19 protein-coding genes and 1 pseudogene are annotated in these 25072 nt (G+C 72.7%); 4 read left to right on the forward strand and 16 right to left on the reverse strand.

Annotated features, from left to right (window positions below; all coding sequences use genetic code 11):
• Together ACTT8P_RS26610 and ACTT8P_RS26615 are read right to left on the reverse strand one after the other, a co-directional pair.
• Positions 1–782 (reverse strand): maltotransferase domain-containing protein (locus tag ACTT8P_RS26610; protein WP_442834287.1); only part of this gene is annotated, 782 nt, incomplete at its 3' end.
• A gap of 236 nt (positions 783–1018) precedes the next feature.
• Positions 1019–2221, reverse strand: a complete 1203-nt coding sequence (locus ACTT8P_RS26615; protein WP_442834288.1) for a S8 family peptidase — start codon at positions 2219–2221, stop codon at positions 1019–1021.
• Between the two features lie 295 nt (positions 2222–2516).
• Between ACTT8P_RS26615 and ACTT8P_RS26620 the strand changes: the two genes are divergently transcribed.
• Positions 2517–5135 carry a glycosyltransferase family 1 protein gene (locus ACTT8P_RS26620; protein WP_442834289.1) on the forward strand — a complete coding sequence of 873 codons (2619 nt, stop codon included), beginning with the start codon at positions 2517–2519 and terminating at the stop codon, positions 5133–5135.
• 143 nt (positions 5136–5278) lie between these two features.
• On the forward strand, positions 5279–6802 hold the full coding sequence (locus tag ACTT8P_RS26625; protein WP_442834290.1) for an eCIS core domain-containing protein: 1524 nt from the start codon (positions 5279–5281) through the stop codon (positions 6800–6802).
• Positions 6803–6839: 37 nt separating this feature from the next.
• Here the strand turns inward: ACTT8P_RS26625 and ACTT8P_RS26630 are convergent, their stop codons facing one another.
• The 8 genes and pseudogenes from ACTT8P_RS26630 to ACTT8P_RS26665 form a co-directional block, all read right to left on the reverse strand.
• Positions 6840–7349, reverse strand: coding sequence for a DUF1990 domain-containing protein (locus ACTT8P_RS26630; protein ID WP_442834291.1), 510 nt, complete (start codon positions 7347–7349; stop codon positions 6840–6842).
• 34 nt (positions 7350–7383) lie between these two features.
• Positions 7384–7644 (reverse strand): annotated as a pseudogene (locus tag ACTT8P_RS26635) (ABC transporter ATP-binding protein); the annotation flags it as partial.
• 34 nt (positions 7645–7678) lie between these two features.
• Positions 7679–8152: an NUDIX hydrolase gene (locus ACTT8P_RS26640; RefSeq protein ID WP_442834292.1), complete on the reverse strand. Its 474-nt coding sequence runs from the start codon at positions 8150–8152 to the stop codon at positions 7679–7681.
• A gap of 18 nt (positions 8153–8170) precedes the next feature.
• Positions 8171–8968 (reverse strand): STM4013/SEN3800 family hydrolase, encoded by a 798-nt coding sequence (locus ACTT8P_RS26645; RefSeq protein ID WP_442834293.1) that lies wholly within the window; start codon positions 8966–8968, stop codon positions 8171–8173.
• Positions 8965–9447 (reverse strand): hypothetical protein, encoded by a 483-nt coding sequence (locus ACTT8P_RS26650; RefSeq protein ID WP_442834294.1) that lies wholly within the window; start codon positions 9445–9447, stop codon positions 8965–8967. The genes ACTT8P_RS26645 and ACTT8P_RS26650 overlap by 4 nt, the downstream gene beginning before the upstream one ends.
• Positions 9425–10084: a dTMP kinase gene (locus ACTT8P_RS26655; protein WP_442834295.1), complete on the reverse strand. Its 660-nt coding sequence runs from the start codon at positions 10082–10084 to the stop codon at positions 9425–9427. Before ACTT8P_RS26655 ends, ACTT8P_RS26650 begins: the two co-directional genes overlap by 23 nt.
• Positions 10081–11106, reverse strand: coding sequence for a radical SAM protein (locus ACTT8P_RS26660; RefSeq protein WP_442834296.1), 1026 nt, complete (start codon positions 11104–11106; stop codon positions 10081–10083). Before ACTT8P_RS26660 ends, ACTT8P_RS26655 begins: the two co-directional genes overlap by 4 nt.
• 84 nt (positions 11107–11190) lie before the next feature.
• Positions 11191–11658: an ATP-binding protein gene (locus tag ACTT8P_RS26665; RefSeq protein ID WP_442834297.1), complete on the reverse strand. Its 468-nt coding sequence runs from the start codon at positions 11656–11658 to the stop codon at positions 11191–11193.
• A 330-nt stretch (positions 11659–11988) separates the two neighbouring features.
• On the opposite strand from ACTT8P_RS26665, the gene ACTT8P_RS26670 reads away from it, so the two are divergent.
• Together ACTT8P_RS26670 and ACTT8P_RS26675 are read left to right on the forward strand one after the other, a co-directional pair.
• Positions 11989–13326 carry a hypothetical protein gene (locus tag ACTT8P_RS26670; protein WP_442834298.1) on the forward strand — a complete coding sequence of 446 codons (1338 nt, stop codon included), beginning with the start codon at positions 11989–11991 and terminating at the stop codon, positions 13324–13326.
• Positions 13327–13336: 10 nt separating this feature from the next.
• Positions 13337–13891, forward strand: coding sequence for a GNAT family N-acetyltransferase (locus tag ACTT8P_RS26675; protein WP_442834299.1), 555 nt, complete (start codon positions 13337–13339; stop codon positions 13889–13891).
• A gap of 78 nt (positions 13892–13969) precedes the next feature.
• Here ACTT8P_RS26675 and ACTT8P_RS26680 read toward each other — a convergent pair whose 3' ends face one another.
• The 6 genes from ACTT8P_RS26680 to glgX form a co-directional block, all read right to left on the reverse strand.
• Positions 13970–15727: an ABC transporter ATP-binding protein gene (locus ACTT8P_RS26680; RefSeq protein ID WP_442834300.1), complete on the reverse strand. Its 1758-nt coding sequence runs from the start codon at positions 15725–15727 to the stop codon at positions 13970–13972.
• Positions 15724–17439: an ABC transporter ATP-binding protein gene (locus ACTT8P_RS26685; protein ID WP_442834301.1), complete on the reverse strand. Its 1716-nt coding sequence runs from the start codon at positions 17437–17439 to the stop codon at positions 15724–15726. Before ACTT8P_RS26685 ends, ACTT8P_RS26680 begins: the two co-directional genes overlap by 4 nt.
• Before the next feature lie 31 nt (positions 17440–17470).
• The gene (locus ACTT8P_RS26690; RefSeq protein WP_442834302.1) at positions 17471–19324 is read right to left on the reverse strand and encodes an ABC transporter ATP-binding protein; all 1854 of its coding nucleotides are present in this window, start codon (positions 19322–19324) and stop codon (positions 17471–17473) included.
• Complete coding sequence (locus tag ACTT8P_RS26695) at positions 19321–21138, reverse strand: ABC transporter ATP-binding protein (protein ID WP_442834303.1); 1818 nt, start codon at positions 21136–21138, stop codon at positions 19321–19323. The genes ACTT8P_RS26690 and ACTT8P_RS26695 overlap by 4 nt, the downstream gene beginning before the upstream one ends.
• Before the next feature lie 85 nt (positions 21139–21223).
• On the reverse strand, positions 21224–22630 hold the full coding sequence (locus ACTT8P_RS26700) for a sulfatase family protein (protein ID WP_442834304.1): 1407 nt from the start codon (positions 22628–22630) through the stop codon (positions 21224–21226).
• Positions 22631–22737: 107 nt separating this feature from the next.
• The gene (gene glgX, locus ACTT8P_RS26705; protein WP_442834305.1) at positions 22738–24990 is read right to left on the reverse strand and encodes a glycogen debranching protein GlgX; all 2253 of its coding nucleotides are present in this window, start codon (positions 24988–24990) and stop codon (positions 22738–22740) included.
• Between the last annotated feature and the right edge of the window lie 82 nt (positions 24991–25072).

Below are 25072 nucleotides of genomic sequence, written 5' to 3' on the forward strand. Positions count from 1 at the left end.
AAGCCCATCGCGGCGATGGCCGGCAGCCGCCGGGCGGCGGTGCGGAAGGTGCCGTGCGGACGCTCCGGCGTGCCCTCCGAACGCGGGAAGAACTCGTACCAGGCGCCGTACAGCGCCCGCTCCCGCTCCACCAGCAACGGCATCGCGGGCGAGGCGGTGACCAGTTCCCGCAGCGGATACCGGGCGAGCACCGCGTCCACCTCCGGGGTCAGCGCCGCCGCCAGCCGGGACGCGGCCGGCCGGGTCTCGTCCCGCAGCGCCTCGGCGGCGGCGAGCACCTCCTGGCGGCCGGCCTCCCGCGGCACTCCGGCGGCCGCCCGCTCGTACAGCCGGGCGCCCTCCTCCAGGACCAGGGCGGTCTCGATGCCGGCCGGGATCTTGACGCGCGCGTGGTGCCGCCAGGTGGTGACGGGATCGCCCCACGCCTCGACGGTGTACGTCCACCGGCCGGGCTTCCCGACGGTGACCTCGGCGCCCCAGCGGTCGGTGCCGGGGGCCAGTTCCCGCATGGGGGTCCACGGGCCGGGCCGGCCCTCGGGGTCCTCCAGTACGACGTTGGCGGCTACCGCGTCGTGTCCCTCCCGGAACACGGTGGCCGAGACCAGGAACGTTTCGCCGGTCACCGCCTTGGCGGGCCGGCGCCCGTGCTGGACCACCGGGTGGACGTCCAGTACGGGGATCCGGCCGACGACCGGTGGGCCGTCGGCGAGGGGTGGCGCGGCGCCGTGGGGTGGGGCGCCGGGCGCGGTGGGGGGTGCTGGCTGGTGGTGCGTGGCGGGCATGACCGCTCCTGTCCGCGTCAACGAAGGGTGGGCGGATGACTGTGGGGAGGTGGGTCGTGCGGGGGTCCTGACGGAGTCCTACCTGAGGCGTATACCGCGAGAGCCTTCCCCTACTCTCCGGGTGGGCAATCCGGCACTTTGTTAACTACTCGCGCGTACTCCCGTTGTCTTCGCGCGCACCGGACCGGTCCCGTCCGCGGCGGACGGGACCGGTCGCCGGGCGACGGCGGCGGGACCTATGAACGGGGTATATGCAGCAGCCGGTTCGGCGACCCCGTGCCGCGGCCGGACACCTGGCCCGAAACGGCCCCCGCCATCAGCGCCTTGGCCACCTGGGCCGGCTTGGCGCGCGGCTGCCCGGCCAGGTACAGCGCCGCCGCGCCCGCCGCGTGCGGGGCCGCCATCGACGTACCGGAGGCGGTGGCCCGCGCGGTGTCGCCGGTCCGGGACGCCGAGGTGATGGCCACACCCGGGGCGAACAGGTCGACGGCCGCCCCGTAGTTGGAGAAGGCCGCCCTCGCGTCCGTCCGGTCGGTGGCGCCGACCGTGAGCGCCTCGGGCAGCCCGGCGGGGGAGTAGCCGGACGCCGGGCGCCCGGCGTTGCCGGCGGCGACCGTGTAGGTGACGCCGGACGCGATCGAGGCGCGGACGGCGGCGTCGAGCCGGCTGTTGCGCGGACCGCCGAGGCTGAGGTTGGCGACCGCGGGCTTGCGGGCGTGCCGGGTGACCCAGTCGATGCCGGCGATGACCCGGGCGGTGGTGCCGGCCCCGTCGCCGTCCAGGACCCGGACGGCGACCACCCGGGCCTGCTTGGCCACGCCGTACGCCTTTCCGGCCACCGTGGCCGCGACATGGGTGCCGTGCCCGTTGCCGTCCTGGGCGGTGCGGTCCCGGCCCACGAAGTCGTAGCCGCTGCTCGCCCGGGAGCCGAAGTCCCGGTGCGAGGTGCGCACGCCGGTGTCGATGACATACACCGTCACGCCCTTGCCGCCGCTCGCGGGCGCGGTGTAGCGGCGGTCCAGCGGCAGGCTCCGCTGGTCGAGGCGGTCCAGGCCCCAGGACGGCGGGTTCTTCTGCGTGCCCCCGGCGGCCACACGGGTGTCCTGCACGACCGAGGCGACCCGGGCGTCGGCCGCGAGCCGCCGGGCCTGTCTCGGGTCGGCGGTGACGGCGTACCCGTTCAGTACCGCGCCGTAGGTGTGGCTGATTCTCGCCCCGTACTGTTCGGCGAGCCGCTTTCCGGCGGCCGAGGCCGCCGTCACCTCCCCCTCGAGTGTCACCAGGTAGCTCCCGCTCACCGAGCCGGGTGCTCCGGCGCCGAGTATCCGGCCCTGCGGTGCGGCCTGCGCGGGCAGGGTCATGGCCGAAAGCGCCGCGGCGCAGCCGACCGCGACCAGGGCCCCCGCCGGGCGCAGACGTGGCGCGCGCGTCCGTGGCATGGTGTGCGTCCCCCTCCTCGACCCCGGCGTGCGGCCCGCCCTCCCCGGGGGCCGCCCCGCCTGTCCGCAGCCTCTCGTGCGCCACGAAGTGTCACAAGGTGGCCCAGCGGGGTGGAATCGGCCATATCGGAGGTGCGGTGCGGGTAGCCCGTCCGGCGGTGGACGGCGGCGCCGTTCCGGCCGATCGGGCGGTACCCGGGCGAAGCCCCCACGACGGCCGCCGGGTCGCCGGTACCGTCGGAAGGGACGGCGCGGTACACACCGCGTCAATCCAGCGATCGCGTTGAGGTGGCATGTGAAGGCGATCCGCCGACTGACCGTCCGTCCCGTCCTCCCCGACCCCCTCCGCCCCCTGAGCGACCTGGCGCGCAATCTGCGCTGGTCCTGGCATGCGGAGACCCGCGACCTGTTCCAGTCCGTCGACCCCGAGTGCTGGGTGGCCTCCGGCTGCGACCCGGTGCGGCTGCTCGGCACCGTCCGCCCGGCCCGGCTCACCGAGCTGGCCGAGGACCGCCGCTTCCTGCGCCGGCTCACCGCGGTCGCCGACGACCTCGACCACTACATGACCAGCGACCACTGGTACCAGGCGCAGCCCGCGAGGCTGCCCGCCGCCGTCGCCTACTTCTCCCCCGAGTTCGGCATCACCGCCGCGCTGCCGCAGTACTCCGGCGGCCTCGGCATCCTGGCCGGCGACCATCTGAAGGCCGCCAGCGACCTCGGCGTGCCGCTGATCGGCGTCGGCCTGCTCTACCGGCACGGCTACTTCCGGCAGTCGCTGTCCCGGGACGGCTGGCAGCAGGAGCACTATCCGGTGCTCGACCCCAACGAACTGCCGCTCGGCCTGCTCAAGGAGGCCGACGGCAGCCCCGCCCAGGTGCACCTCGCGCTGCCCGGCGGCCGGGAACTGCGGGCCCGCCTCTGGCTGGCCCAGGTCGGCCGGGTCCCGCTGCTGCTGCTCGACTCCGACGTCGAGGAGAACGACCTCGGCGAACGCGGCGTCACCGACCGGCTGTACGGCGGCGGCAGCGAACACCGGCTGCTCCAGGAGATGCTGCTCGGCATAGGAGGGGTCAGGGCGGTACGGACGTACTGCCGGCTCACCGGACACGCCGAGCCCGAGGTGTTTCACACCAACGAGGGACACGCCGGCTTCCTCGGCCTGGAGCGGATCGCGGAGCTGTGCGACCGGGGCTCGGAGTTCGACCCGGCGCTGGAAGCGGTCCGCGCCGGGACCGTCTTCACCACCCACACCCCGGTCCCGGCCGGCATCGACCGCTTCGACCGCGAACTGGTCGCCCGGCACTTCGGCCCCGGCGCCGAACTGCCCCGCATCGACGTCGAGCGCATCCTGCGGCTCGGCATGGAGACCTACCCCGGCGGCGAACCCAACCTGTTCAACATGGCGGTGATGGGCCTGCGCCTGGCCCAGCGCGCCAACGGCGTCTCCACCCTGCACGGCGGGGTCAGCCGGGAGATGTTCGCCGGCCTGTGGCCCGGCTTCGACGCCGACGAGGTGCCGATCACCTCCGTCACCAACGGGGTGCACGCGCCCACCTGGGTCGCGCCCGAGGTGTTCCGGCTCGGCGCCCGGCAGATCGGCGCCCAGCGCACCGAGGACGCGCTGACCGTCGGCGGCTCCGAGCGCTGGGACGCCGTCGGGGACATCGCCGACGAGGACATCTGGGAGCTGCGCCGCACCCTGCGCGAACAGCTCGTCACCGAGGTGCGGGAGCGGCTGCGGGCCTCCTGGCGGCAGCGCGGCGCCGGCACGGCGGAACTCGGCTGGATCGACGGCGTCCTGGACCCCGACGTCCTCACCATCGGCTTCGCCCGCCGGGTCCCCTCGTACAAACGCCTGACGCTGATGCTCCGCGACCGCGACCGGCTGATGGATCTCCTCCTCCACCCGGAGCGGCCGATCCAGATCGTCGTGGCCGGCAAGGCGCACCCGGCGGACGACGGCGGCAAGCGGCTGGTGCAGGAACTGGTCCGGTTCACCGACGACCCCCGGGTACGGCACCGGATCGTCTTCCTGCCCGACTACGGCATGGCAATGGCGCAGAAGCTCTACCCGGGCTGCGACATCTGGCTGAACAACCCGCTCCGGCCGCTGGAGGCGTGCGGCACCTCCGGGATGAAGGCGGCGCTCAACGGCTGCCTCAACCTCTCCGTCCTGGACGGCTGGTGGGACGAGTGGTTCCAGCCCGACTTCGGCTGGGCGATCCCCACCGCCGACGGCGCCGGCACCGACCCGGACCGGCGCGACGCCATAGAGGCCGCCGCCCTCTACGACCTGCTGGAACAGCGGATCACCCCGCGCTTCTACGAACGCGGCCAGTCCGGGCTGCCGGACCGCTGGATCGAGATGGTCCGCCAGACGCTGAGCCTGCTGGGCCCGAAGGTGCTGGCCGGGCGGATGGTCCGGGAGTACGTGGAGCGGCTCTACGCGCCTGCCGCCGCCGCGCACCGCGCGATGGACCAGGACGCGGCGCGCGACCTCGCCGAGTGGAAGACCCGGCTGCGGGCCGTCTGGCACGGGGTGAGCGTCGACCACGTGGAGACCACCGCCGCCACCGCCACCGCGGAACTCGGCTCCACCCTGGGACTGAGGGTGCGGGTGGACCTCGGGGAGCTGGCCCCGGACGACGTGGAGGTGCAGGCGGTCTCCGGCCGGGTGGACTCCGAGGACCGCATCACCGAGGCGACGGCGGTGCCGCTGAAACCGGTCGGCGGCCCCGACCTGGAGGGCCGCTGGGCCTACGAGGGCCCGCTCGCCCTCGACCGCACCGGCACCTTCGGCTACACGGTCCGCATCCTGCCCGCCCACCCACTGCTGGCCTCCGGCGCCGAACTGGGCCTGGTCGCGGTGCCGTCGGGGGAACTGGTGGAGGCGGCGGGGCTGCTGATGCGGTGATCCCGGCCGGCCGCCGGTGGCTTCTTGAACCGCCGGGAACGGCATAGGCAACTTTCGCCGACGCGAACGTGTACGGGGGGCCTCCATCTTTGTGCACCAAAGATGGCGCGGGCGGGATGCCCGCGCGAGGAGGCCCCCCACTCATGCACACACAGCGCGAGCCCGGCGAGAGCCGGGTCCCCCACCCGCGCGGACGACCCGCGATCGCCGACCGTGCCCAGGCCGTCCAGCGGGCCCTGTCGGCGGGGCGACCGCTGACGCCCGCACAGGCACTGGCACTCCAGGGCGTGGCCGGCAACGCCGCCGTCGTCCAGCGCCTCGCCCGCGACCGGAGTCCGGGCAAGGATCAGGCCCAGCACGGCGCCGGGTGCGGGCAGGGCTGCGGACACACGCCCTCGGTGCAGCGTTCGTCCGTCGCGGAGGTCATCAGCACCTCGGGCAGCCGCTTCGACGGCCCGATGCGCGCCGAGGCGGAAGCGGTCTACGGCGTCGACCTGTCGCATCTGCGGGTGCACACCGACGCGCGGGCCCGGCAGTCCGCCCAGGAGATCGGGGCCGAGGCGTACACCTCCGGCGATCACATGGTGTTCGACGGTTCCATGACGCGGAAGAAGGTGTTGCACGAGGTCGCGCACACCTTCCAGCAGGCGGTCGGCCGGGTCTCGGGGCACGACAACGGCGACGGGCTGAGCGTGTCGGACCCGAACTCGCCCGAGGAACGGCAGGCCGCCGCCATGGAGAACGCCGATCGCCCCACGGCCGGCGTCCAGCGGCTGATCTCGTCGGCGGTGCCGCCCGCCGCCGGGGCACCGGCGGACCGGGCACCGGTCCAGCGGATGTTCTCCCGGCGGTCGCACCGGTCGCACACCCGGCACAGCACCGAACAGACCGAGAGCCAGCTGGGGCCGCGCACCCACCCGAGCAGCCGGGCCGGCGCCGGGAGCAGCCGACGCGACCGGGACGACCCGATGGGCCAGGCACTGCGCGCCCCGCTGCCGACCCGCGGACCGAACGGCGAACGCCTGTGGGACGGCACCCGGCATCAGCTCGGCTGGGTGCCGGGCACCGAGGAGACGGTGCTGGCGGGGACGTACAGCGAGTACAGCTCGACCAGGAAGGCCAACCGCTACGCGTGCCAGAGCTGTGACGAGATGGTCTACAGCAAGAAGGTCGCGCGCAAGGCCAAGAAGGACAACTGGTACGAGATCGACCACCAGGAGGGCATCCTCGCCTACGTCCACCGTGCCGTGGATCCCATCGAGGACTGGCCGGTGCGGGTCGCGGAGAACATCTACCGCACCGCCACGGGGATGAGCCTGGCGGCCGCCCAGGCCGCGGCGAGCGACCCGTCCAACCTCCGCGTCCTGTGCCGCCGCTGCAACGGCGGCAAGCGGGCGTCCAGGAGCGAGAGCCGGTACATGGACCGGACACCCACGGCATGGACCAGCACCCCCTATTACGGGAACGAACGCCGGTCGGAGTCGCCCCGGCGGGAGCACGGAGGGCCGGACATCGTCACCGTCGAACCCGGTCAGCAGGCGTACAGCGGTGGCGGGTACGGCGGTGGCGGGTACGGCGGTGGCTCGTCGGCGTACGGCCGCGGTGGCGGGCTCTACGACGACCAGGGCCCCGAGATCATCACCGTGGAGCCCAGGCGCCGATACTGAGCACCCGCGAGCACGGACGGCCCGGGGAAAGCACGCCCTAGTCCTCGGCCGCCGGCCCGCACAGCTCGCGCAGCACCTTGCCGCAGCGCCGGGCGTACGCGTGCTGGAGGCCGCGGGCCGCCGGGCCGCCCGCCTTGGTGTACCACTTGGCCGGGCGGCTGAAGGCGGTCACCGTCAGCCAGACCGTGCCGTCCCCCGTGCGGTCCACCACGAAGGACTCCTCGCCGCACTCCGGATGACCGGCGAGCGTCCCGTACGCCCACCCGGCGCGGCGCGGCTCCTCCACCGTCCACACCACCCGGCAGGGCGCCTTGATCATCCCGGCGAGGGTGACGGTGACGTCGACGCCGGGCGCGGCCCGGTCCGCGCCGGTGTCGAGACCGACCCCCACCGCCCGGTGCAACTCCCAGGTCAGCAGCGCCTGGGCGGCCCGCCGGAAGACCGGTTCGCCCTCGCCGAGACGGGTGCGGACATGCAGGGGACGGAAGCCGGGCGGGCAGCGGTCCTGCTCCCGGGTCGCGCCGACGGCGTCGTACGTGAAGGACATGGGTCCCAAGACTAGGCGCGACACCCGCCCCCACCTACCGGGGTCCGTGCCAGGAGTGCCACAGTGCGGCGTACGCGCCGCCGGCCGCGACCAGTTCGTCGTGCGTGCCCAGTTCGGTGAGCCGGCCGTCCTCCATCACGGCCACCCGGTCGGCGTCGTGCGCGGTGTGCAGCCGGTGCGCGATCGCGATGACGGTACGGCCCTCCAGTACGGCGGCCAGGGCGCGCTCGGTGTGCCGGGCCGTGGTCGGGTCGAGCAGGGCGGTGGCCTCGCAGAGGATCAGGGTGTGCGGTTCCCGTCCCCGGCCGTGGGCGCCGACGGGGGCGGATTCAAGGCCGGGACGCGCCCTGATCGAATACCGAATCAGTGGCCGGCCAGGCCGCTGGGCTGTGGTTCGCGAGCATGAGGGCCAGCGGCCCGGCCGGCAGGAGAAAACGGCCCTCGTAGACGGCGGACATGGCGTCCTTCATCGGCCACCACATGAGCTTGAAGTCCAGCTCGTTGTCCCTGAGATTCTGAGGTCCGAGCGTCAGATCCTGCGCCTCGAACAGATGAACGCGGGCTGTCGTGCCCAGGGTGATGGCGTACGAGCCCAGCGACCGCCAGCGTGCGGCTGTGACGCCGGCCTCCTCGCGCAGTTCCCGGCGCGCGCACGCGAGGGGGGTTTCGCCCGCCTCGAAGCGGCCTCCGGGGAGGAAGACGTGTTCGCCTCCGTGATCGGGGAAGTCGGCGCTCAGCAGGGCGACAAGGCCCTGCGAGTCGCGGGCGACGATCACGGAGGCGTCGGGCGTGTTGCTGCTCATGCCGGCTGAGCGTAGCCGTCAGCCGTGCACCCAGCCGGCGAACGGGACATTGAACACCGAGGGGTGCGCGATGCCTCTGCCGTGGAAACCGTCGTCTCCGTACGCGTCGCCGTGGTCGGCGCACAGGATGACCAGCCATCGCCCGTGCTGGGTAAGGCCGTCGAGAAGGCGTCCGAGGTGAGCGTCGGCGTAGGCGAGGGCGGCGGCCTGGGAAGCCGCGGTGTCCTCACTGGAGTCCACGTAGTGCCCGTGAGGGACATGCGTGGCGCTGATGTTGACGAACAGGAACAGCGGCCGTCGGCCGGCGTACCGGTCGGCTACGGCGAGTGCCTGGTCGACCTGGTGGTGTGCGGAGTCCGGTTCCGGGGAGCAGAACTCGGGCCGCCAGTGGTCCTCAAGGAAGAGGTCGGGCAGCACGTTGCCCAGCGGCGTCTCGCGGGAGAAGTACGTCACGCCGCCGATGCACACCGTGCGGTAACCGTGCTGGACCAGCCCGTCCAGCAGGTTGGCCGCGTCGAACTGGAACGTCTCCTCCGGAACCTGCTTGAAGGCGGGAGGGCGGCACTCCCACAGCCTCGGCGGCTGCTCCCGCTGGGGCAACTTGGGCAGGAACCCGGAGAAGAACGCCATGTGCGCGGGCAAGGTGAAGGTGCCGGGCGTCTGACGGCGTTCCCATGCCCCGCCGGGCAGCAACTCGGCCAGGCGCGGCGTACGGCCCCGCTGAAGGGCCCCGGCGGCAACGTCATAGCGTAAGGAGTCGAGCGTGACGAACAGGATGCCGTCGCCCGCTCGGATGATCTTTGCCGCGTCGATCATGGTGACTCCGCCACGATGCGGCCCTTGGCGCCGGCATTGACGGGGCGCGGGACACGGTCCTCCGCGATCATGCGCCGGATCTTGTGCAGACCGGTGCTGTCGCTCAGGAGAACGCCGCGTCGGTCGAACAGGGCAATGCGCACGGTCGTCACCCCGTCGGCATTCTCACCGGAGAGCCAGGCTCCGGCCCCCGCGCCGAGCGTCTCGATCGCGGACGGCACCTGCTCGCGGGGCTGGACTCCCAGCGCCCGGACCGTACAGGCATGGTGCTCTGCGTTGATCGCGCCCTGGCAGAAGCGCTCGGTGAACCCGGCAATGACCGGGTGGCCGTCGTGAGCGACCACGATTTGAACGGCCCTCTGCGTGACGACGAGGCAGGACGCCAGCCACCAGGCCACGCCTTCGTGAAGCTGCCCGGGGAAGGCGCCGGCCGCTCCGCCGTCCCGGATCACTCGATCAGTGTCGATCGGATTCAGCACCGGCACTCTCCACGTGGGCGACGATCTGGTCGGCGAGTTCTTCGGCGGTCTGGCCGTCGGTCTCAAGACAGACGGCCCTGGGGTCCTGGGAGGCCAACTCCGCGAAGTTGTCGAGTAGCCGGGACAGGCGACCCGCCACCCGGAGGAGCTCGGTGTCGTCCTGAGTGAGGTCGCTCTTGCCGGCCAGCCGATCACGGAGCGCTTCTTCCGAGCACCTGAGGTAGAAGGTGTGCGTCGGCTCGCTCAGGTAGGGACGGTAGGGGACCAGCAGGCCCTGGACGGCCTGGAGCGGTACCCGGTGAACGGCTGAGTGGCAGGCAACGACCGAGGAGACATACCGGTCGGAGACGACCGGTCCGCCGGTGCGCGCCGCACGGATGCAGTCGGAGACGTGGAACAGTCCGGACAGGTAGAACGCGAACTGCGGAAGTGGCCGGAGTTCTCCATTGACCGTGTCCGCCCATCCGGAGTGCGGAGTGTGCAGGGTGTGGAAGCCAACCGCGTGCAGCCGGGAAACCAGGGCGTGGCGCAGCGTGGACTTGCCGACACCGGAGACGCCTTCGAGCACGATGAGCGGATGACCGGACTGCTGAGACTTCGGCTGGTAGGGAGGCGGAAGCCGGTACGCGGTGGTCACAGCGTGCCCTCCGTGAAAGCGCTGACGTGACCGGCCACGTTGTCGGCGAGCCGGTCCGGCTCACCCAGGAGCGGCACCAGGTCCAGGCGGAGGTCATCTCGCAGGAGGCACGGCTGTAGGCCGCCGTTGTGGTCCAGGCGCAGTGCCCAGAAACCTTCCACGCACTCGGGACGACGGCGGCAGCTGCCGCACTGCCCGACGTGGTGACGGCCGAGGGCGCGGTGGATGACGTCGATCTCGACTCCGTCGACGCGGAAGACCCGTCGGCCCTGGCCTACGCCGACGACTTCGGTGTGCTCGTCGGCGGTCAGGGTGCGCAGGTAGCTGACGACGGAGTCGGCCGAGACAGCGGAGGAGGACCGTCCGGCGTTGAAGGTGGTGCCGACCAGCTCGATGAGCTGCAAGGGCAGGCGCCGACTCAGCGCGTAGTCGATGATCGCGCGCATTTCGTGCGCGTTCTCCTGGAGCAGGACTGTGTTCAGCTCCACGTTCTCGAAGCAGTCCTGGGCGGCGTCGATTCCGTCGAGGACCAGGTTGATGCCGTACCGGGTGCCGGCGACGGCGTTCAGGCTCTCGTCCGAGAAGTAGTGCAGGCTGATTTTGATCTTGTCCAGGCGGGTCCGCGCCAGCCATGCCTTATGGGTACGGACGAGTGTCCCGTTGGTGATCAGCGTGTAGGAGGCGTCGGGGCCCTGCTCGGGGAGATGCTGGAGGACCGGGCGGGCCAGTGGGGAGACGAGTGGCTCACCGCCGGTGAAGTACACCCGCTTCAGACCAGTGGCCATGACGGAACGCAGGATGGTGAGGTAGTGGGCCGGGTTGAGGACGCGTGGTCGCGGCTGGTGAGCACGGTCGATGCGCGTCAGGGGAGGGGGGATGTCTCCTTCGTTGTGGCAGAAGAAGCAGGCGATGTTGCACCGGGGGGTGAAGGACACGCGGAGCTGGCCGCGCAGGGCAGCGAAGTTCCGAAAGGCCGTGTAGTCCACGACGTCAGGTGCTGGCGCACCGGACAGTTCTTGCATGCTGGCCTCCTGTTCACAGTGCGACCGGGGCTCGCAGGAGAAGCCCGGTTCGCGCGGTTCGGTACGAAAAGACGGCGGCAGGGGTCATCCGATGCCGTGCTGCCGCGTTATGTCGGCTACGGCGAGCAAGCGATCAGCCGCTCGGTGGGGAATCGGGAGACAGCACCAGGTCTCCGCGCCGGTGTCGCAGGCTCCCCACTCGCCGCCGCTGTCCTTGACGAGGGCGTCGACGAGCAGCAGACCTCGGCCCGACTCCGCTGTGTCCTGGGGATGTCGGGGAGCGCACGTGCCGGGCATGCCGTCTCGCACCCGGATGCACAGGGTGCTTTCCTCCACGGTGATCGACATGCTGATTTCCGCGGAGCCGCTGTGCCGGACGGCGTTGGTCAGCAGCTCCGAGACGATCAGCGTCACGTCGTCCGTCATGGCCTCAAGGCCGCAGTAGCTGAGCCGTGCGGCTGCGATCCGGCGCATGACGCCGACCCGGCACGCGTCCTCGCTGACAGGCGGTAAGCCGTTGCGTGCAGGCGACACCTTGAATCGCTCGCTCAACACGGTTCCGCCGCGGCGGCATGCGGCCGCTTGAGGCGTTCGCACGGTCGTCTCTCCGGCAACTCTTGGGGGCATGGGGGAACTCCCTGGTCCATCTATGTGCAGGTGCGCACACTCTCGGTGAGGGCTGTAAAGAGCGTGACAACCGCCTGCAGACGGCTCTACCCCCAGACCGTCCTCGGGGCCCGGCGCGAAGTTGACCGCACTCCTCGGCTCTTCCCCGGACTTACCTCGGTCCCGGTAAGTAGCGTCTGCATGGGGAAAGTTGTTGAGGACAGCGTTCTAACGTCGGGGCAGTGACGTGCGAGGTGGAGGGAATGGGAGGCATCCGTGCTGTTCTTCCGATTCGAACTCGAACGGCGTGGCATTCGCTGCGCTGACGAGTTCATTCCGCCGTACCGGGAGGCCGCCCGGCGGCTCGGTCTGACAAACGTGGACCCGGCCCCGAAGACCTTCGAGGGGTGGATCTACGAGGGGCGCAAGCCCCAGAAGATTTTTCGCCGGGTCATCGTCGAAATGCTCGGTTACAGCATCGATGACCTGTGGTCCGAAGTTCCCGAGGGAGCCGCCCCGGACTTCGTCCCCCTGGTCAGCACGTCACCCATTGCACCCCATGTCGAACCCGGCATGGACCTGAACGAGATGAAAAGGAGCGGCGCAATGGCCGTTCGGCGTGCGAGGAACTACGTCCTCCAATCCGACCGCGAGAGACTGGGGGACAACACGTTCCCACTGCTGCATGACCAGGTCGCCCGGTTGGTCCGCGACTACCCGCGGCTGCCACTGGCCTCGATCTGGGATGACCTGCTTGATACCCAGGATCAGGTCATCCACAACTTGGAGACCGGCAGGCACCGTCCGTCGCAGCTCAGCGACCTCAACTTCATGGCCGGCGTGCTGGCGTTCCTCGTGGCCAAGGGCTTCAACGACATGGAGGACCGGGAGCAGGCGAGGACGATGAGCCTGCTCGCCGGAGCGTTCGCCAAGGACGCCGAGTACCCGGGCCTCATGGCTCTCGTCCACGGACTGCAATCGCTCATCGAGTACTGGGCGGACCGGCCCGGCGATGCCCTTTTCTATGCCCAGAAGGGGACGGCACTCTCCGTCGGCGGGGACGGCACCGTCGGCATGTGGCTCCTCGGCCTCCAGGCGCGCGCGGCGGCCGTCCTCGGCGACGAGGAGACCGTCCGGACGGCGAATCGGCAGGCGCTCGACCGTCGCGAGAACGTCGTCCCGGACGATCTCGATCGCCTCGGCGGCCTGCTCACCTACTCGAAGGAGAAGCAGGCGTACTACAGCGTGGAATCCGAGGCCCTCCTCAAACATGGCGATGCGGAACTCGCTGTGCAGGCGGAACTGGCCGTGCGCGGATTCAGCGATCCGGAAAACCCGTACTGGGCGTTCGGTGACCTGGCCGGCGCTCAGTGCAACCAGGCTCTCGTCCTCCTCTATAGCGGTGATCTGGACGGCGCCGCCCATGCCATCCGGCCGGTCCTGGACCTCCCGCCCACGTACCGGAACAACGGCATCGTCGTTTCCGCGCAGCGAGTCCGTCAGGCGCTCCTGGCAACCGACGCCCGCACCGCCGTCGTGGCCCGCGACCTGCGGGAGGAAATCGCCGTATTCCCTCCCCGCCGGCCTGCTCTGCCCGTAGGAACTCAGCGCTAAAGTTCCTGACATGTACCCGATCCAACGTTCCGGCCAGCGCCTGAGCCTCCGCGAACTCACCGTTGACGACGTCGAGGCGGTGTTCGCCGTGTACGGCGACCCGGAGGCAACGGAACACCTGTCGTTCGAGCCGCGTACCCGGGAGGAGGTCGGCCAGATCGTCGCCCGGTCCATTGCCTCCGCGACGACGGAGCCGCGCAGTGAGTACGCACTCGCCGTCATCGAGCAGGATACGGACGCACTGATCGGGTACGGCCGGCTCGCCTTGGACCCTCACCAGCAGCGCGCGGCCACGATCGGCTTCGCGCTGCGTCCGGATACCTGGGGCGTCGGCTATGGCCTCGAGACCGTCCGCCTGCTCCTCGGACTGGGCTTCGAGGACCTGCGTCTCCATCGGGTCTGGGGTGCGCGCTCCTCGCTCAACGAGGCGTCGTCGAAGACGATGACGGCGGCGGGCATGATTGAGGAGGGCGTTATCCGCGGTCACATCATGAAAGCCGGCCGTTGGCGTGACTCAGTGGTGCACGCGATGCTCGTGGACGAGTGGCGGGCGGTGAGCGGGTGACCTCCAGTCCGGGTCGCGCCGACGGCGTCGTACGTGAAGGACATGGGTCCCAAGACTAGGCGTGACACCCGCCCCCACCTACCGGGGTCCGTGCCAGGAGTGCCACAGCGCGGCGTAGGCGCCGCCGGCCGCGACCAGTTCGTCGTGCGTGCCGAGTTCGGTGAGCCGGCCGTCCTCCATCACGGCCACCCGGTCGGCGTCGTGCGCGGTGTGCAGCCGGTGCGCGATCGCGATGACGGTACGGCCCTCCAGTACGGCGGCCAGGGCGCGCTCGGTGTGCCGGGCCGTGGTCGGGTCGAGGAGGGCGGTGGCCTCGTCGAGGATGAGGGTGTGCGGGTCGGCCAGCACCACCCGGGCCAGGGCGAGCCGCTGGGCCTGGGAGCCGTCCGCGCGGTGGCCGTGCGTGCCGCCCAGCTCCGTGCCGAGGCCGTCCGGCAGGTCACGTACCCACTCCTCGGCGCCCACGGCGGCGAGCGCGGACCAGAGCCGGTCGTCGGTGGCCGACGGTTCGGCGATGAGCAGGTTGTCGCGAACCGTGCCCAGAAAGACATGGTGTTCCTGGGTGACCAGGACGACCTGGCGGCGCAGCCGCTCCGGGCCGAGGCCGTGGACCGGCACCCCGCCCACCGTCACCGTGCCCGCGGTCGGCGCGTCGACGCCCGCCAGCAGCCGGCTCAGCGTCGTCTTGCCCGCGCCGGACGGCCCGACCACCGCCAGCCGCTCGCCCGGCCGCACGGTGAGGTCCACCCCGCGCAGCACCTCGCCGCCCCGGTCGTAGGAGTAACGGGCCCCCTTCACGTCGATCCGGTCGTCCGCCGGTGCCGGGGAGCCGTCCGGCACCGCGCGCGGCGCCCGGGCCAGGCCCTCCACCCGGGCGAACGACGCGCCGCCCGCCTGGAGTTGCTCCAGCCGCACCAGCACCTCGTCCAGCGGTCCGGCGAGCTGCTGGAGGTACACCGCACAGGCCACCACCGTCCCCACACTCGCCGTCCCGTGGCTGTGCAGCACCCCGCCGGTCAGGAGTACGGCGGCCACCGGCAGTACGTAGGAGAACTCCACCACCGGGAAGAACACCGAGCGCAGATACAGGGTGTGCAGCCGGGTCCGCCGGGACACCTCCAGCGCGGCGCGGCTCGCGGCGATCCGCCGCCCGGCCAGGCCGAACGCCTCCACCGTGCGGGCCCCGGCCACCGTGGCGGCCAGCACCTCGGCGACCTCGGAGTTGGCGGCGCCCTCGGCGAGGTAACCGGCGCGGGCCCGGCGCAGGTACCAGCGCAGCGCGCCCCAGATCGGCAGCAGGCCCAGCACGCCGACCGCGCCGAGCAGCGGGTCCAGGACGAACACCGCAACGCTGAGGAACAGCGCCTGCACCGCGTTGACCAGCAGCTCGGGACCGGCGTCCCGCAAGGTGGTGCCGACGGCGGTGACGTCGGCGGTGCCCCGGGTGGTCAGGTCGCCGGTGCCGGCCCGCTCCACCACCGAGGCGGGCAGGGCCAGCGCCCGGTCCACGAAGCGCTCCCGGACCCGGGCCAGGGTCCGCTCGCCGAAGCGGTGGCCGACGTAACGGGCCCAGCGGGCCAGCAGCAACTGCGCCAGCGAACAGAGCAGGATGGCCAGCGCCATCCGGTCCACGACAGCCACCTCGGCGCCGGCCCGCACCTCGTCGACGATCCGGCCCAGCAGCCACGGTCCGGCGAGTGAGGCCAGCGCGGCCAGCGCGTTCAGGGCGAGCACGACGGCGAACGGCCTGGCGTCGGCCCGCACCAGGTGGGCCGCCGCCCGGCGTACGTCGGCGCGGCCGGCGACGGGAAGCTGTCCCCGCTGTGCCGAGGTCATCGCAGGACCCCTTCCTCGTCGTCGGCGTCCCGCGCCACCAGCGCCCGGTATCCGGGCTCGTCGGCGAGGAGTTCGCGGTGCGTGCCGGTGGCCGCGACCTTGCCGTCGACCAGGTAGTGCACGACGTCCGCCCGGTCCAGGAGCAGCGGGGAGGTGCAGGCCACCACGGTGGTCCGGCCGGTCCGCGCGGCCCGCAGCCGGTCCGCCACCAGCGCCTCGGTGTGCGCGTCCAGCGCCGACGTCGGCTCCACCGCGAGCAGCACCTCGGGGTCGGCCAGCAGCGCCCGGGCCAGCCGGACCCGCTGCCGCTGCCCGCCGGACAGGCTGCGGCCCTGCGCGTCGACCGGCGCGTCGAGCCCGTCGGGCAGCGCCCGCACGATGTCGTCGGCGGCGGCCGCGTGCACCGCCCGCAGGACAGCGGGCTCCTCGGCGGTCCGCCGCCCGGCCAGCACCTCGCGCAGCGGGCCCGCGAACAGGTCGGCCTCGTGGTCGGCGACCAGCACCCGGTCCCGGACCAAGCCCAGCGGGATCTCGTCCAGCCGGACGCCGCCCCAGATGACGCCGGTCCGGCCGTAGCGGCCGAGCCGGTCGGTCACCTCGGCCAGGTCGGCCGGCCGGGCCCCGGTCAGCGCGGTGAACCGGCCCGGGGCCACCCGGACACCGGAGACCGGGTCGCAGAGCGCCGACGGCTCGGCGGGGGCGTCGGCGGTGCCGCCGTCCGGCTCGGGCTCAAGGCGCAGGAACGTCACCACCCGCCGGGCGGCCACCACCCCCCGGCTGAGCTGGTGGCCCATCTCGATGAGGAACGCGACCGGCCAGCCCAGCGCCACCACATACCCGTACACCGAGACCAGTTCACCCACGGTGATCTGCCCCTGCGCGGCCTGCCGGGCGCCCAGCCAGGTCACCAGGGCCAGGAACAGCGTCGGCAGCCCCACGCCGAGGGCCTGGATCCAGCTGGTCACCGCGCCGACCCGGTAGCCCTGGGCGCGCAGCCGCGCCGAGTCGCGGCGGAAGGCGTCCGCGACCAGGCCCTTGCCGCCCAGTCCGTTCAGCACCCGCAGCCCGCCCGCGAGGTCCCCGATCCGCGCGGTCAGCACGGACTGCCGCTCCCGGTACTCGGCCTCCCGGCCCTGCAACCGGCCCAGCAGCGGTCCCAGCAGCACCCCCAGGGCCGGTACGCCGATCAGCACCACCAGGGCGAGCCGCGGCGACACCGACACCATCAGGAGGCCGACCACCGTGTAGGCGACGACCGCGCCGACGCCGGGCCCCACCGCCGTCAGCGCCTGGCTGATGGTCTGCACGTCGCCCACCCCGATGGTGACGACCTCCCCGGCACCCACCTGTCCGCGCAGCCGGGCGCCGAGCCGGGTGGCGTGCCCGACGACGAGCTTGACCGTGCGGAAGTTGGCGTCCATCCGGACCCGGGTCATCGTGCGGTGGCGCAGCACGCCCACCCAGGCGTTGAACGCCCCCACCGCGGTCAGCGCGCCCGTCCAGGCCGCCAGCGCGCCCGGCTCACCCGGTTCCAGGCCGTGGTCGACCGCCCGGGCCAGCAGATACGGGGTGGCCGCCAGCAGCACCATCCAGACACTGGCCAGCAGCGCCCCCGCCGCACACCGTCCCGGCTGCCGGGCGACCAGCCACCCCAGGTACCGCCAGCCGCCCCGGACATCGGGCGGGCCGGGTTCCTCGTACGCGTCGATCATCCGTTCCCCCGCGGTCCCCGTCGCCGTGCGCTCACGCCAGGCTGTCCCGCCACGCCCGGTGCAGATCGGCGAACCGCCCCGTCCCGGCGATCAGCTCGGCCGGGCCGCCGTCCTCCACGATCCGGCCGTGCTCCATCACCAGCACCCGGTCGGCGATCTGCACGGTCGACAGCCGGTGCGCGATCACCACCGCGGTCCGGCCGTGCAGCACCGTCCCCATCGCCCGCTGCACCGCCCGCTCCCCGGGAACGTCCAGCGAACTGGTCGCCTCGTCCAGGATCAGCACCGCCGGATCGGCCAGCAGCGCCCGCGCGAACCCGACCAGTTGGCGCTGGCCGGCGGAGATCCGGCCGCCGCGCTTGCGGACGTCGGTGGCGTAGCCGTCCGGCAGCGCGGCGATGAAGTCGTGCGCGCCGATCGCCTTCGCGGCCCGCTCGATCTCCTCATCCGTCGCCTCCGGGCGGCCGAGGGCGATGTTCTCGGCGACCGTCCCGGAGAACAGGAACGCCTCCTGCGTCACCATCACCACCCCGCGCCGCAGTTCGGGCACGGCCAGGTCGCGCAGGTCGGTGCCGTCGAGCAGCACCCGGCCCGCGGTCGGGTCGTAGAACCGGGCCAGCAGCTTGGCCAGGGTCGACTTGCCCGCGCCGGTGGACCCGACGACCGCGACGGTCTGCCCGGCGGGAAGGGTCAGGTCGAAGCGGGGCAGCACCTCGCCGCCGGTGCGGTAGCCGAACGCGACGCCCTCGAAGACGACCTCGCGGCCGGGCAGGCCGGTGGCCAGGGGCGGCAGTTCCCTCGGCGCGGCCGGCTCCGGCACGGACGGGACCTGGGCCAGCAGGCCGGCGATCTTCTCCAGCGAGGCCGCCGCCGACTGGTAGGAGTTCAGGAACATGCCGAGCCGGTCGATCGGGTCGTACAGCCGGCGCAGGTACAGCACCGCCGCCGCCAGCACACCGAGCGCCAGGGTGCCGTCCGCGACCCGGTGGGCGCCCCACAGCACGATGCCCGCGACGGCCGTGTTGGCGACCAGCCGGGAACCGGTGACATAGCGGGCCATCTCCAGCAGTGCGTCGCCGTTGGAGCGCTCGTGCCGCCGGTTCAGCACGGCGAAGTCGGCGTCGTTGACCGCCTCGCGGCGGAAGGCGCGCACCGGGCGGATGCCGTTCATCGTCTCCACGAACTTCACGATCACCGCCGCGATCGCCGTCGACCGCTTCCGGTACGCCCGTCCCGCCCGCCGCCGGTAGGACCGCACCAGCGCGTACAGCGGCCCGAACGAGGCCACCGCGACGGCGCCGAGACCGAGGTCGAGCCAGAGCAGCAGCGCCGCGATGTAGACGAAGGAGAGGACGACCGTGACCAGTTCCTGGAGGCCCTCGCTGAGCAGCTCGCGCAGCGACTCCACGTCCGTGGTGGAACGGGAGATCAGCCGGCCCGAGGTGTACCGCTCGTGGAAGTCGACGCTGAGCGCCTGGGCGTGGCGGAAGATCCGGCCGCGCAGGTCCAGCAGCACGTCCTGGTTGACGCGGGCGGCGGCGCCGATGAAGGCGTACTGGAGTGCGCCGCCGGCCAGCGCGCACAGCAGGTAGCCGGCGCCGACCGCGATCAGCGACCCGTGGTCGCCGGTGCGCAGCGCCGGTACGGCGTGGTCGATGGCGTACGCCACCAGCAGCGGGCCGATCTGCACGGCCGCCTGCTGGAGCAGGAGCAGCAGGGTGGTGACGGCGACCCGGGCGCGCATCGGCGCCAGCAGGGAGCGCAGCAGGGCGGCGGTGGCGCCGGGCGGGGTGGGCAGGACGTCGCGGTCGAAGGCGTCGCCGGGGTCCGGGCGGGGGTCCTCGGGGCCGTCCGTGGGCGGTGCGGTGGTGGTGGGCGCCGTCATCGGTCGTCGTCCTCCCCGGCCCCCGACATCAGGTGGGCGTACTCGGCGTTGTCGCGCAGCAGTTCGTGGTGGGTGCCGACGGCGGTGATCCGGCCGCCGGAGAGCAGGGCGACCCGGTCGGCGAGCAGCACCGTGGAGGGCCGGTGGGCGACGATCAGCGCGGTGGTGTCCGCCAGCACCCGGCGCAGGGCGGCCTCGACGGCGGCCTCGGTGTGCACGTCCAGGGCGGACAGCGGGTCGTCCAGGACCAGGAAGCGGGGCCGGCCGACCACCGCGCGGGCCAGCGCGAGGCGCTGCCGCTGGCCGCCGGACAGGCTCAGGCCCTGTTCGCCGACCTGGGTGGCGGTGCCGTCGGGCAGGGCGTGGACGAAGTCGGCCTGGGCGATGGCCAGTGCGCGGTCCAGCTCGGCGTCACCGGCGCCGGCGCCCGCCCCCATCAGCACGTTCTCCCCGACGCTCGCGGAGAAGAGGGTGGGTTCCTCGAAGGCGACGGCGACCAGGGCGCGCAGTTCCTCGCGGGGCAGGGCGGTGATGTCGGTGCCGTCCAGGGTGATCCGGCCCTCGGTCACCTCGTGCAGCCGGGGGACGAGTGCGGTGAGCGTGGTCTTGCCGCTGCCGGTGGCACCGACCAGCGCGAGGGACTCGCCGGGGCGGATGTGCAGGTCGACGCGGTCCAGGGTGGGCGGGGTGTCGGGGGCGGCGTCGGGGTAGCGGAACCGGACCCCCTCGAACCGCAGGCCCGGCTCCGGACGAACCTCCGCGGCGGGCACCGGCTCCGCCGTACGGCCACTGGAAGACTCCGGCTCCTCGTCCATCACCTCGAAATACCGTTCCGTCGCCGTCGCCGCCTCCTGGCTCATCGCCAGCAGGAACCCGATCGACTCGATCGGCCAGCGCAGCGCCAGCGCCGTCGACAGGAACGCCACCAGCGTGCCCGCCGACAGCCGCCCGTCCGCCACCTGCACCGCCCCGACCACCAGCGCCGCCCCGACGGCCAGTTCCGGCAGCGTCACGATCACCGCCCAGATGGACGCCAGCAGCCGCGCCTTGCGCAGCTCCGTCCCGCGCAGGGTCCCCGACAGCTCCCGGAACGCCCGCGCCTGGCTGCGATGGCGCCCGAACCCCTTGATGATCCGGATGCCGAGCACGCTCTCCTCGACCACCGTGGTCAGGTCACCCACCTGGTCCTGCGCCCGCCGCGCGACGTCGGAGTACTTCTTCTCGAACACCGAGCAGGTGATGACCACCGGGATGGCCGGCCCCAGGATCACCAGCCCCAGCGTCCAGTCCTGCACCAGCATGATGACCACACCGACCAGAATCGTCACCCCGTTGACCAGCAGGAACGTCAGCGGGAAGGCGAGGAACATGCGCAGCAGCATCAGATCCGTGGTGCCCCGGGACAGCAACTGCCCCGACGGCCACCGGTCGTGGAAGGCCACCGGCAGCCGCTGCAGCCGCCGGTACAGCGCGGCCCGCAGCTCCGCCTCGACCTGCGACAGCGGCCGGGCCACCAGCCACCGCCGCAGCCCGAACAGCAGCGCCTCCGCCAGCCCCAGGAGCAGCAGGTACAGCGCCCCGAGCCACACCCCGGCCGGGTCCCGGCCGGCCACCGGGCCGTCCACCATCCACTTCAGGACCAGCGGGATGACCAGCGCCACGCAGGAGGCGAGCACCGCGACGAACGCCGCGCCGAACAGCCGGGCCCGCACGGGCCGTACGAACGGCCACAGCCGCAGGAGAGTCCGCACCGCGGACCGTTCGGCAGACCGTTCCGTGGGCAGTTCCGTGGGGGATACAGGTGTCGTGGTCATCAGCAGCGAGCCTACGGATCGCCACTGACACTGCCCATCGAGTTTTCGTCGGCACGGAGGGCGTACGGAGGCACACCCGACGGGGTCAGGACGCCGGATACGGCAGCAGCGTGCCGTTCACCTCCTCCCACGCCGCCTTCAGCCCGGCCAGCAGCTCGGGCCGGTCGGCCGCCAGGTCGGCCTGTTCGCGGGCGTCGGCGGCGAGGTCGTACAGGTGGTCCTTGCCGTCGGCGTCCTGGTAGTACTTCCAGTCGCCGCGCCGCAGCGCCCGGTTGCCCCGCACCCGCCAGAACAGGTCCCGCTCGGGGACGTCCTCGCCGCGCAGCAGGTACCCGGCGAGGCTCTGTCCGTCCAGCGGGTACGCGGGGTCCGCGCGGGCGCCGGCCAGCTCCAGCAGGGTGGCCGTCCAGTCGGGGGAGTACACCGGCTCGTGGCTGACCTGGCGGGCGTCGACGGCGGCCGGCCAGCGCAGCACGGTCGGCACCCGGATGCCGCCCTCCAGCAGCTCGGACTTGGCGCCGCTCAGCGGCCACTGGTAGGAGAAGCGCTCGCCGCCGTTGTCGCTGGCGAAGACCACCAGGGTGTCGTCCTCCTGGCCGGCCCGGCGCAGCGCGGTGAGCACCTTGCCGACCGAGGCGTCGAGGTTCTCCACCATCTCCCGGTACTTGGCCACCGAGCCGCCGTCGTTGTGCAGCAGCGCGCTCACCCCGCCGCCGGCCCGGATCTTCGCGGCGATCCCGGCGCCGGTCTCCGCGTCGTCCTCGGTCAGCCACGGCCAGTGCGGGGTGGTGAAGTTGAGGTTCAGCAGCCAGGGCGTGCCGTGGTCGCGGGAGACGTACTCGACGGCCCGTTCGGTCAGCACCGTGGTGTAGTAACGCAGGTCCTTGTACTGGGCGTCGCCCTCGTAGAGGTCGTAGTCGCCGAGCTGGCCCAGCTTGGAGAAGTACTCCAGGGCGCCGCCGAAGTTGCCGAAGAACTCGTCCCAGCCGGACCGGGTCGGGCTGTAGTCCGGCAGGAAGCCGCAGTGCCACTTGCCGATCAGGGCGGTGGCGTACCCGGCCTGCTTCAGCAGGGAGGCCAGGGTGGGGTGGCCGGGCTCCAGGCCGTGGGCGCGGTCGCCGATCGGCTCGGCCAGTCCGCCCGCCGTGCGGCCCGGAAAGCGGCCGGTGTAGAGGCTGAACCGGGTGGGGGAGCAGGTCGCCGAACCGGAGTAGGCGTCGGTGAAGCGGACGCCCTGGGCGGCGAGCCGGTCCAGGTTCGGCGTCCTGATGTGCGGGGCGCCGTAGGACGACAAGTCGGCCCAGCCGAGGTCGTCGCCGAGGATGAACAGGATGTTGGGGCGGCGGTGGGACCGGCCGGCGGCGGTACGGGCCTGGAACGGGCGCTCGGCGGGCGTGGCGGCCGCGGCGGAGGCGGCGGACGCGCCGGCGACGGCGGTCACCGCGCCGCCGCCGACCAGACCACCGAAGACGCGCCGGGATATTTCGGGCATGCGGGTACCCCAGGCAAGAGAGGAGGAGGCTGTGACCTGGACGTTTTCAGTCGGGCTGGCCGGTGGTCAAGAAAACCGCCGACGTGTTCACGAGGTCGCAAAGAACCTCAGCCCGCGACCCGCAGCAACAGCACCGTCCGTCCCGGCACCGTGAGCTCCGCCCCGGCCGGGTGCGTCTCGCCCGGCGCCCCCTCCTGTTCCTCCCGCCCGGTGTCCACCACCACCTCGTACCGCTCGGCCCAGGGCGCGGCCGGCAGGACGAAGCCCACCGGGCCCGCCCCGGCGTGCAGCACGGCCAGGAAGCTGTCGTCGACGATCGGCGCGCCGCGCTCGTCGCGGCCCGGGATGTCCCGCCCGGAGAGGTACATGCCGAGGGTGGCGGCGGGCGCGTACCAGTCCCGCTCGGTCATCTCGGCGCCCCGGGGGGTGAACCAGGCCAGGTCGCGCAGCCCGTCGGCGGTCTGCGGCCGGCCGGAGAAGAAGGCCCGGCGGCGCAGCACGGGGTGGGTGTTGCGGAGCCGGATCAGGCGGGCGGTGAGGTCGCGCAGCGCCCGCCAGCCGGGGTCGTCCAGCAGCGTCCAGTCCAGCCAGCCGATCTCGTTGTCCTGGCAGTACGCGTTGTTGTTGCCGCCCTGGGTGCGGCCCAGCTCGTCGCCGGCCACCAGCATCGGCACCCCCGTGGACAGCAGCAGGGTGGTGAGCAGGTTGCGCAACTGGCGGCGGCGCAGCGCCCGTACGCCCTCGTCCTCGGTCTCGCCCTCGGTGCCGCAGTTCCAGGCCCGGTTGTCGTCGGTGCCGTCCCGGTTGCCCTCGCCGTTGGCCTCGTTGTGCTTGCGCTGGTAGGAGACCAGGTCGCGCAGGGTGAAGCCGTCGTGCGCGGTGATGAAGTTGACCGAGGCGTACGGGCGCCGGCCGCCCCACGCGTACAGGTCACTCGACCCCGACAGCCGGTAGCCCATCTCCCGTACGTCGGGCAGGGCGTGCCGCCAGAAGTCCCGCACCGCGCCCCGGTACCGGTCGTTCCACTCGGTCCACAGCGGCGGGAAGGCGCCCACCTGGTAGCCGCCGGAGCCGACGTCCCAGGGCTCGGCGATCAGCTTCACCCGGCGCAGCACCGGGTCCTGGGCGATCACCGCGAGGAACGGGGAGAGCATGTCGACGTCGTGCATCGAGCGGGCCAGCGCCGCCGCCAGGTCGAAGCGGAAGCCGTCCACGCCCATCTCGGTCACCCAGTACCGCAACGAGTCCGTGATCAGGCGCAGCACCTGCGGCTGGACCACGTGCAGGGTGTTGCCGCAGCCGGTGTAGTCGGCGTACCGGCGGGCGTCCGGCTGGAGCCGGTAGTAGCCCCGGTTGTCGATGCCCTTCAGGGACAGCATCGGGCCCAGCTCGCCCGCCTCCGCGGTGTGGTTGTAGACCACGTCGAGGATCACCTCGATGCCGGCCGCGTGCAGCGCCCGCACCATCCGCTTGAACTCGCCGACCTGCTCGCCCCGGGTGCCGGCGGCGGCGTAACCGGCGTGCGGGGCGAAGTAGCCGATGGAGTTGTAGCCCCAGTAGTTCGACAGGCCGCGCTCCAGCAGATGGCTCTCGTGCGCGAACTGGTGCACCGGCAGCAGCTCCACCGCGGTCACGCCCAGCTCGGTCAGGTGTGCGATCGCCGCCGGGTGGGCCAGCCCGGCGTAGGTGCCGCGCAGTTCGGGCGGGACGCCGGGGTGGCGGGCGGTGAAGCCGCGGACGTGGAGTTCGTAGATGACCGAGTCGGCCCACGGCGTCTTGGGGCGGTGGTCGTCGGCCCAGTCGTCGTCGTCATGGACGACGACGCCCTTGGGCACGTGCGGCGCGGAGTCCCGGTCGTCGCGCACGGTGTCGGCGACATGCTGCTCCGGCCAGTCCCGCACATGGCCGTACACCTGCGGCGGCAGCCGGAAGTCGCCGTCCACCGCGCGGGCGTACGGGTCCAGGAGCAGTTTCGCCGGGTTCCAGCGGGCGCCGGTCCACGGGTCCCAGCGGCCGTGCACCCTAAAGCCGTAGCGCTGACCGGGCCGCACCCCGGGCACGAACCCGTGCCAGATCTCGTGGGTCAGCTCGGTCAGCCGGACCCGGCGCTCCCGGCCGCTCTCGTCGAACAGGCACAGCTCGACCGCCTCCGCGCCGCCCGCCCACAGCGCGAAGTTGGTGCCCACCACGCCGTCCGGCCCGGCCCGGAACCGGGCGCCGAGCGGCACCGGCGTGCCCGGCCAGGCGGGCACGGCGGGCGGCGGCGCGGTCCGCCGCACCCCGTTCGCCGCGGCGGCCACCCGCCCGTCCTCGGCGGCCCGCTTCCCGGGCACCGCCTCCCGCTCGGCTGCGCTGGACACCTGGCGGCCTCCCACGGCTCGTGGGACGACGGGCCGAGACGGGTGAAAACGGGCGTACGGCGTCCCGGCCGCCGCTCTCCGT

The sequence above is a fragment of the Streptomyces sp. JW3 genome (assembly GCF_052216785.1).
Lineage (GTDB): Bacteria > Actinomycetota > Actinomycetes > Streptomycetales > Streptomycetaceae > Streptomyces.

Excerpts from the sequence above, each read along its gene's own strand:
- ACTT8P_RS26640 (WP_442834292.1), bottom strand. The coding sequence starts at position 8,152 with ATGAGCAGCAACACGCCCGACGCCTCCGTGATCGTCGCCCGCGACTCG.
- ACTT8P_RS26685 (WP_442834301.1), bottom strand. The coding sequence starts at position 17,439 with ATGATCGACGCGTACGAGGAACCCGGCCCGCCCGATGTCCGGGGCGGC.
- ACTT8P_RS26695 (WP_442834303.1), bottom strand. The coding sequence starts at position 21,138 with ATGACCACGACACCTGTATCCCCCACGGAACTGCCCACGGAACGGTCT.
- ACTT8P_RS26660 (WP_442834296.1), bottom strand. The coding sequence starts at position 11,106 with ATGCAAGAACTGTCCGGTGCGCCAGCACCTGACGTCGTGGACTACACG.
- ACTT8P_RS26625 (WP_442834290.1), top strand. The coding sequence starts at position 5,279 with ATGCACACACAGCGCGAGCCCGGCGAGAGCCGGGTCCCCCACCCGCGC.
- ACTT8P_RS26680 (WP_442834300.1), bottom strand. The coding sequence starts at position 15,727 with ATGACCTCGGCACAGCGGGGACAGCTTCCCGTCGCCGGCCGCGCCGAC.
- ACTT8P_RS26690 (WP_442834302.1), bottom strand. The coding sequence starts at position 19,324 with ATGACGGCGCCCACCACCACCGCACCGCCCACGGACGGCCCCGAGGAC.
- ACTT8P_RS26630 (WP_442834291.1), bottom strand. The coding sequence starts at position 7,349 with ATGTCCTTCACGTACGACGCCGTCGGCGCGACCCGGGAGCAGGACCGC.
- ACTT8P_RS26700 (WP_442834304.1), bottom strand. The coding sequence starts at position 22,630 with ATGCCCGAAATATCCCGGCGCGTCTTCGGTGGTCTGGTCGGCGGCGGC.
- ACTT8P_RS26645 (WP_442834293.1), bottom strand. The coding sequence starts at position 8,968 with ATGATCGACGCGGCAAAGATCATCCGAGCGGGCGACGGCATCCTGTTC.
- ACTT8P_RS26675 (WP_442834299.1), top strand. The coding sequence starts at position 13,337 with ATGTACCCGATCCAACGTTCCGGCCAGCGCCTGAGCCTCCGCGAACTC.
- ACTT8P_RS26615 (WP_442834288.1), bottom strand. The coding sequence starts at position 2,221 with ATGCCACGGACGCGCGCGCCACGTCTGCGCCCGGCGGGGGCCCTGGTC.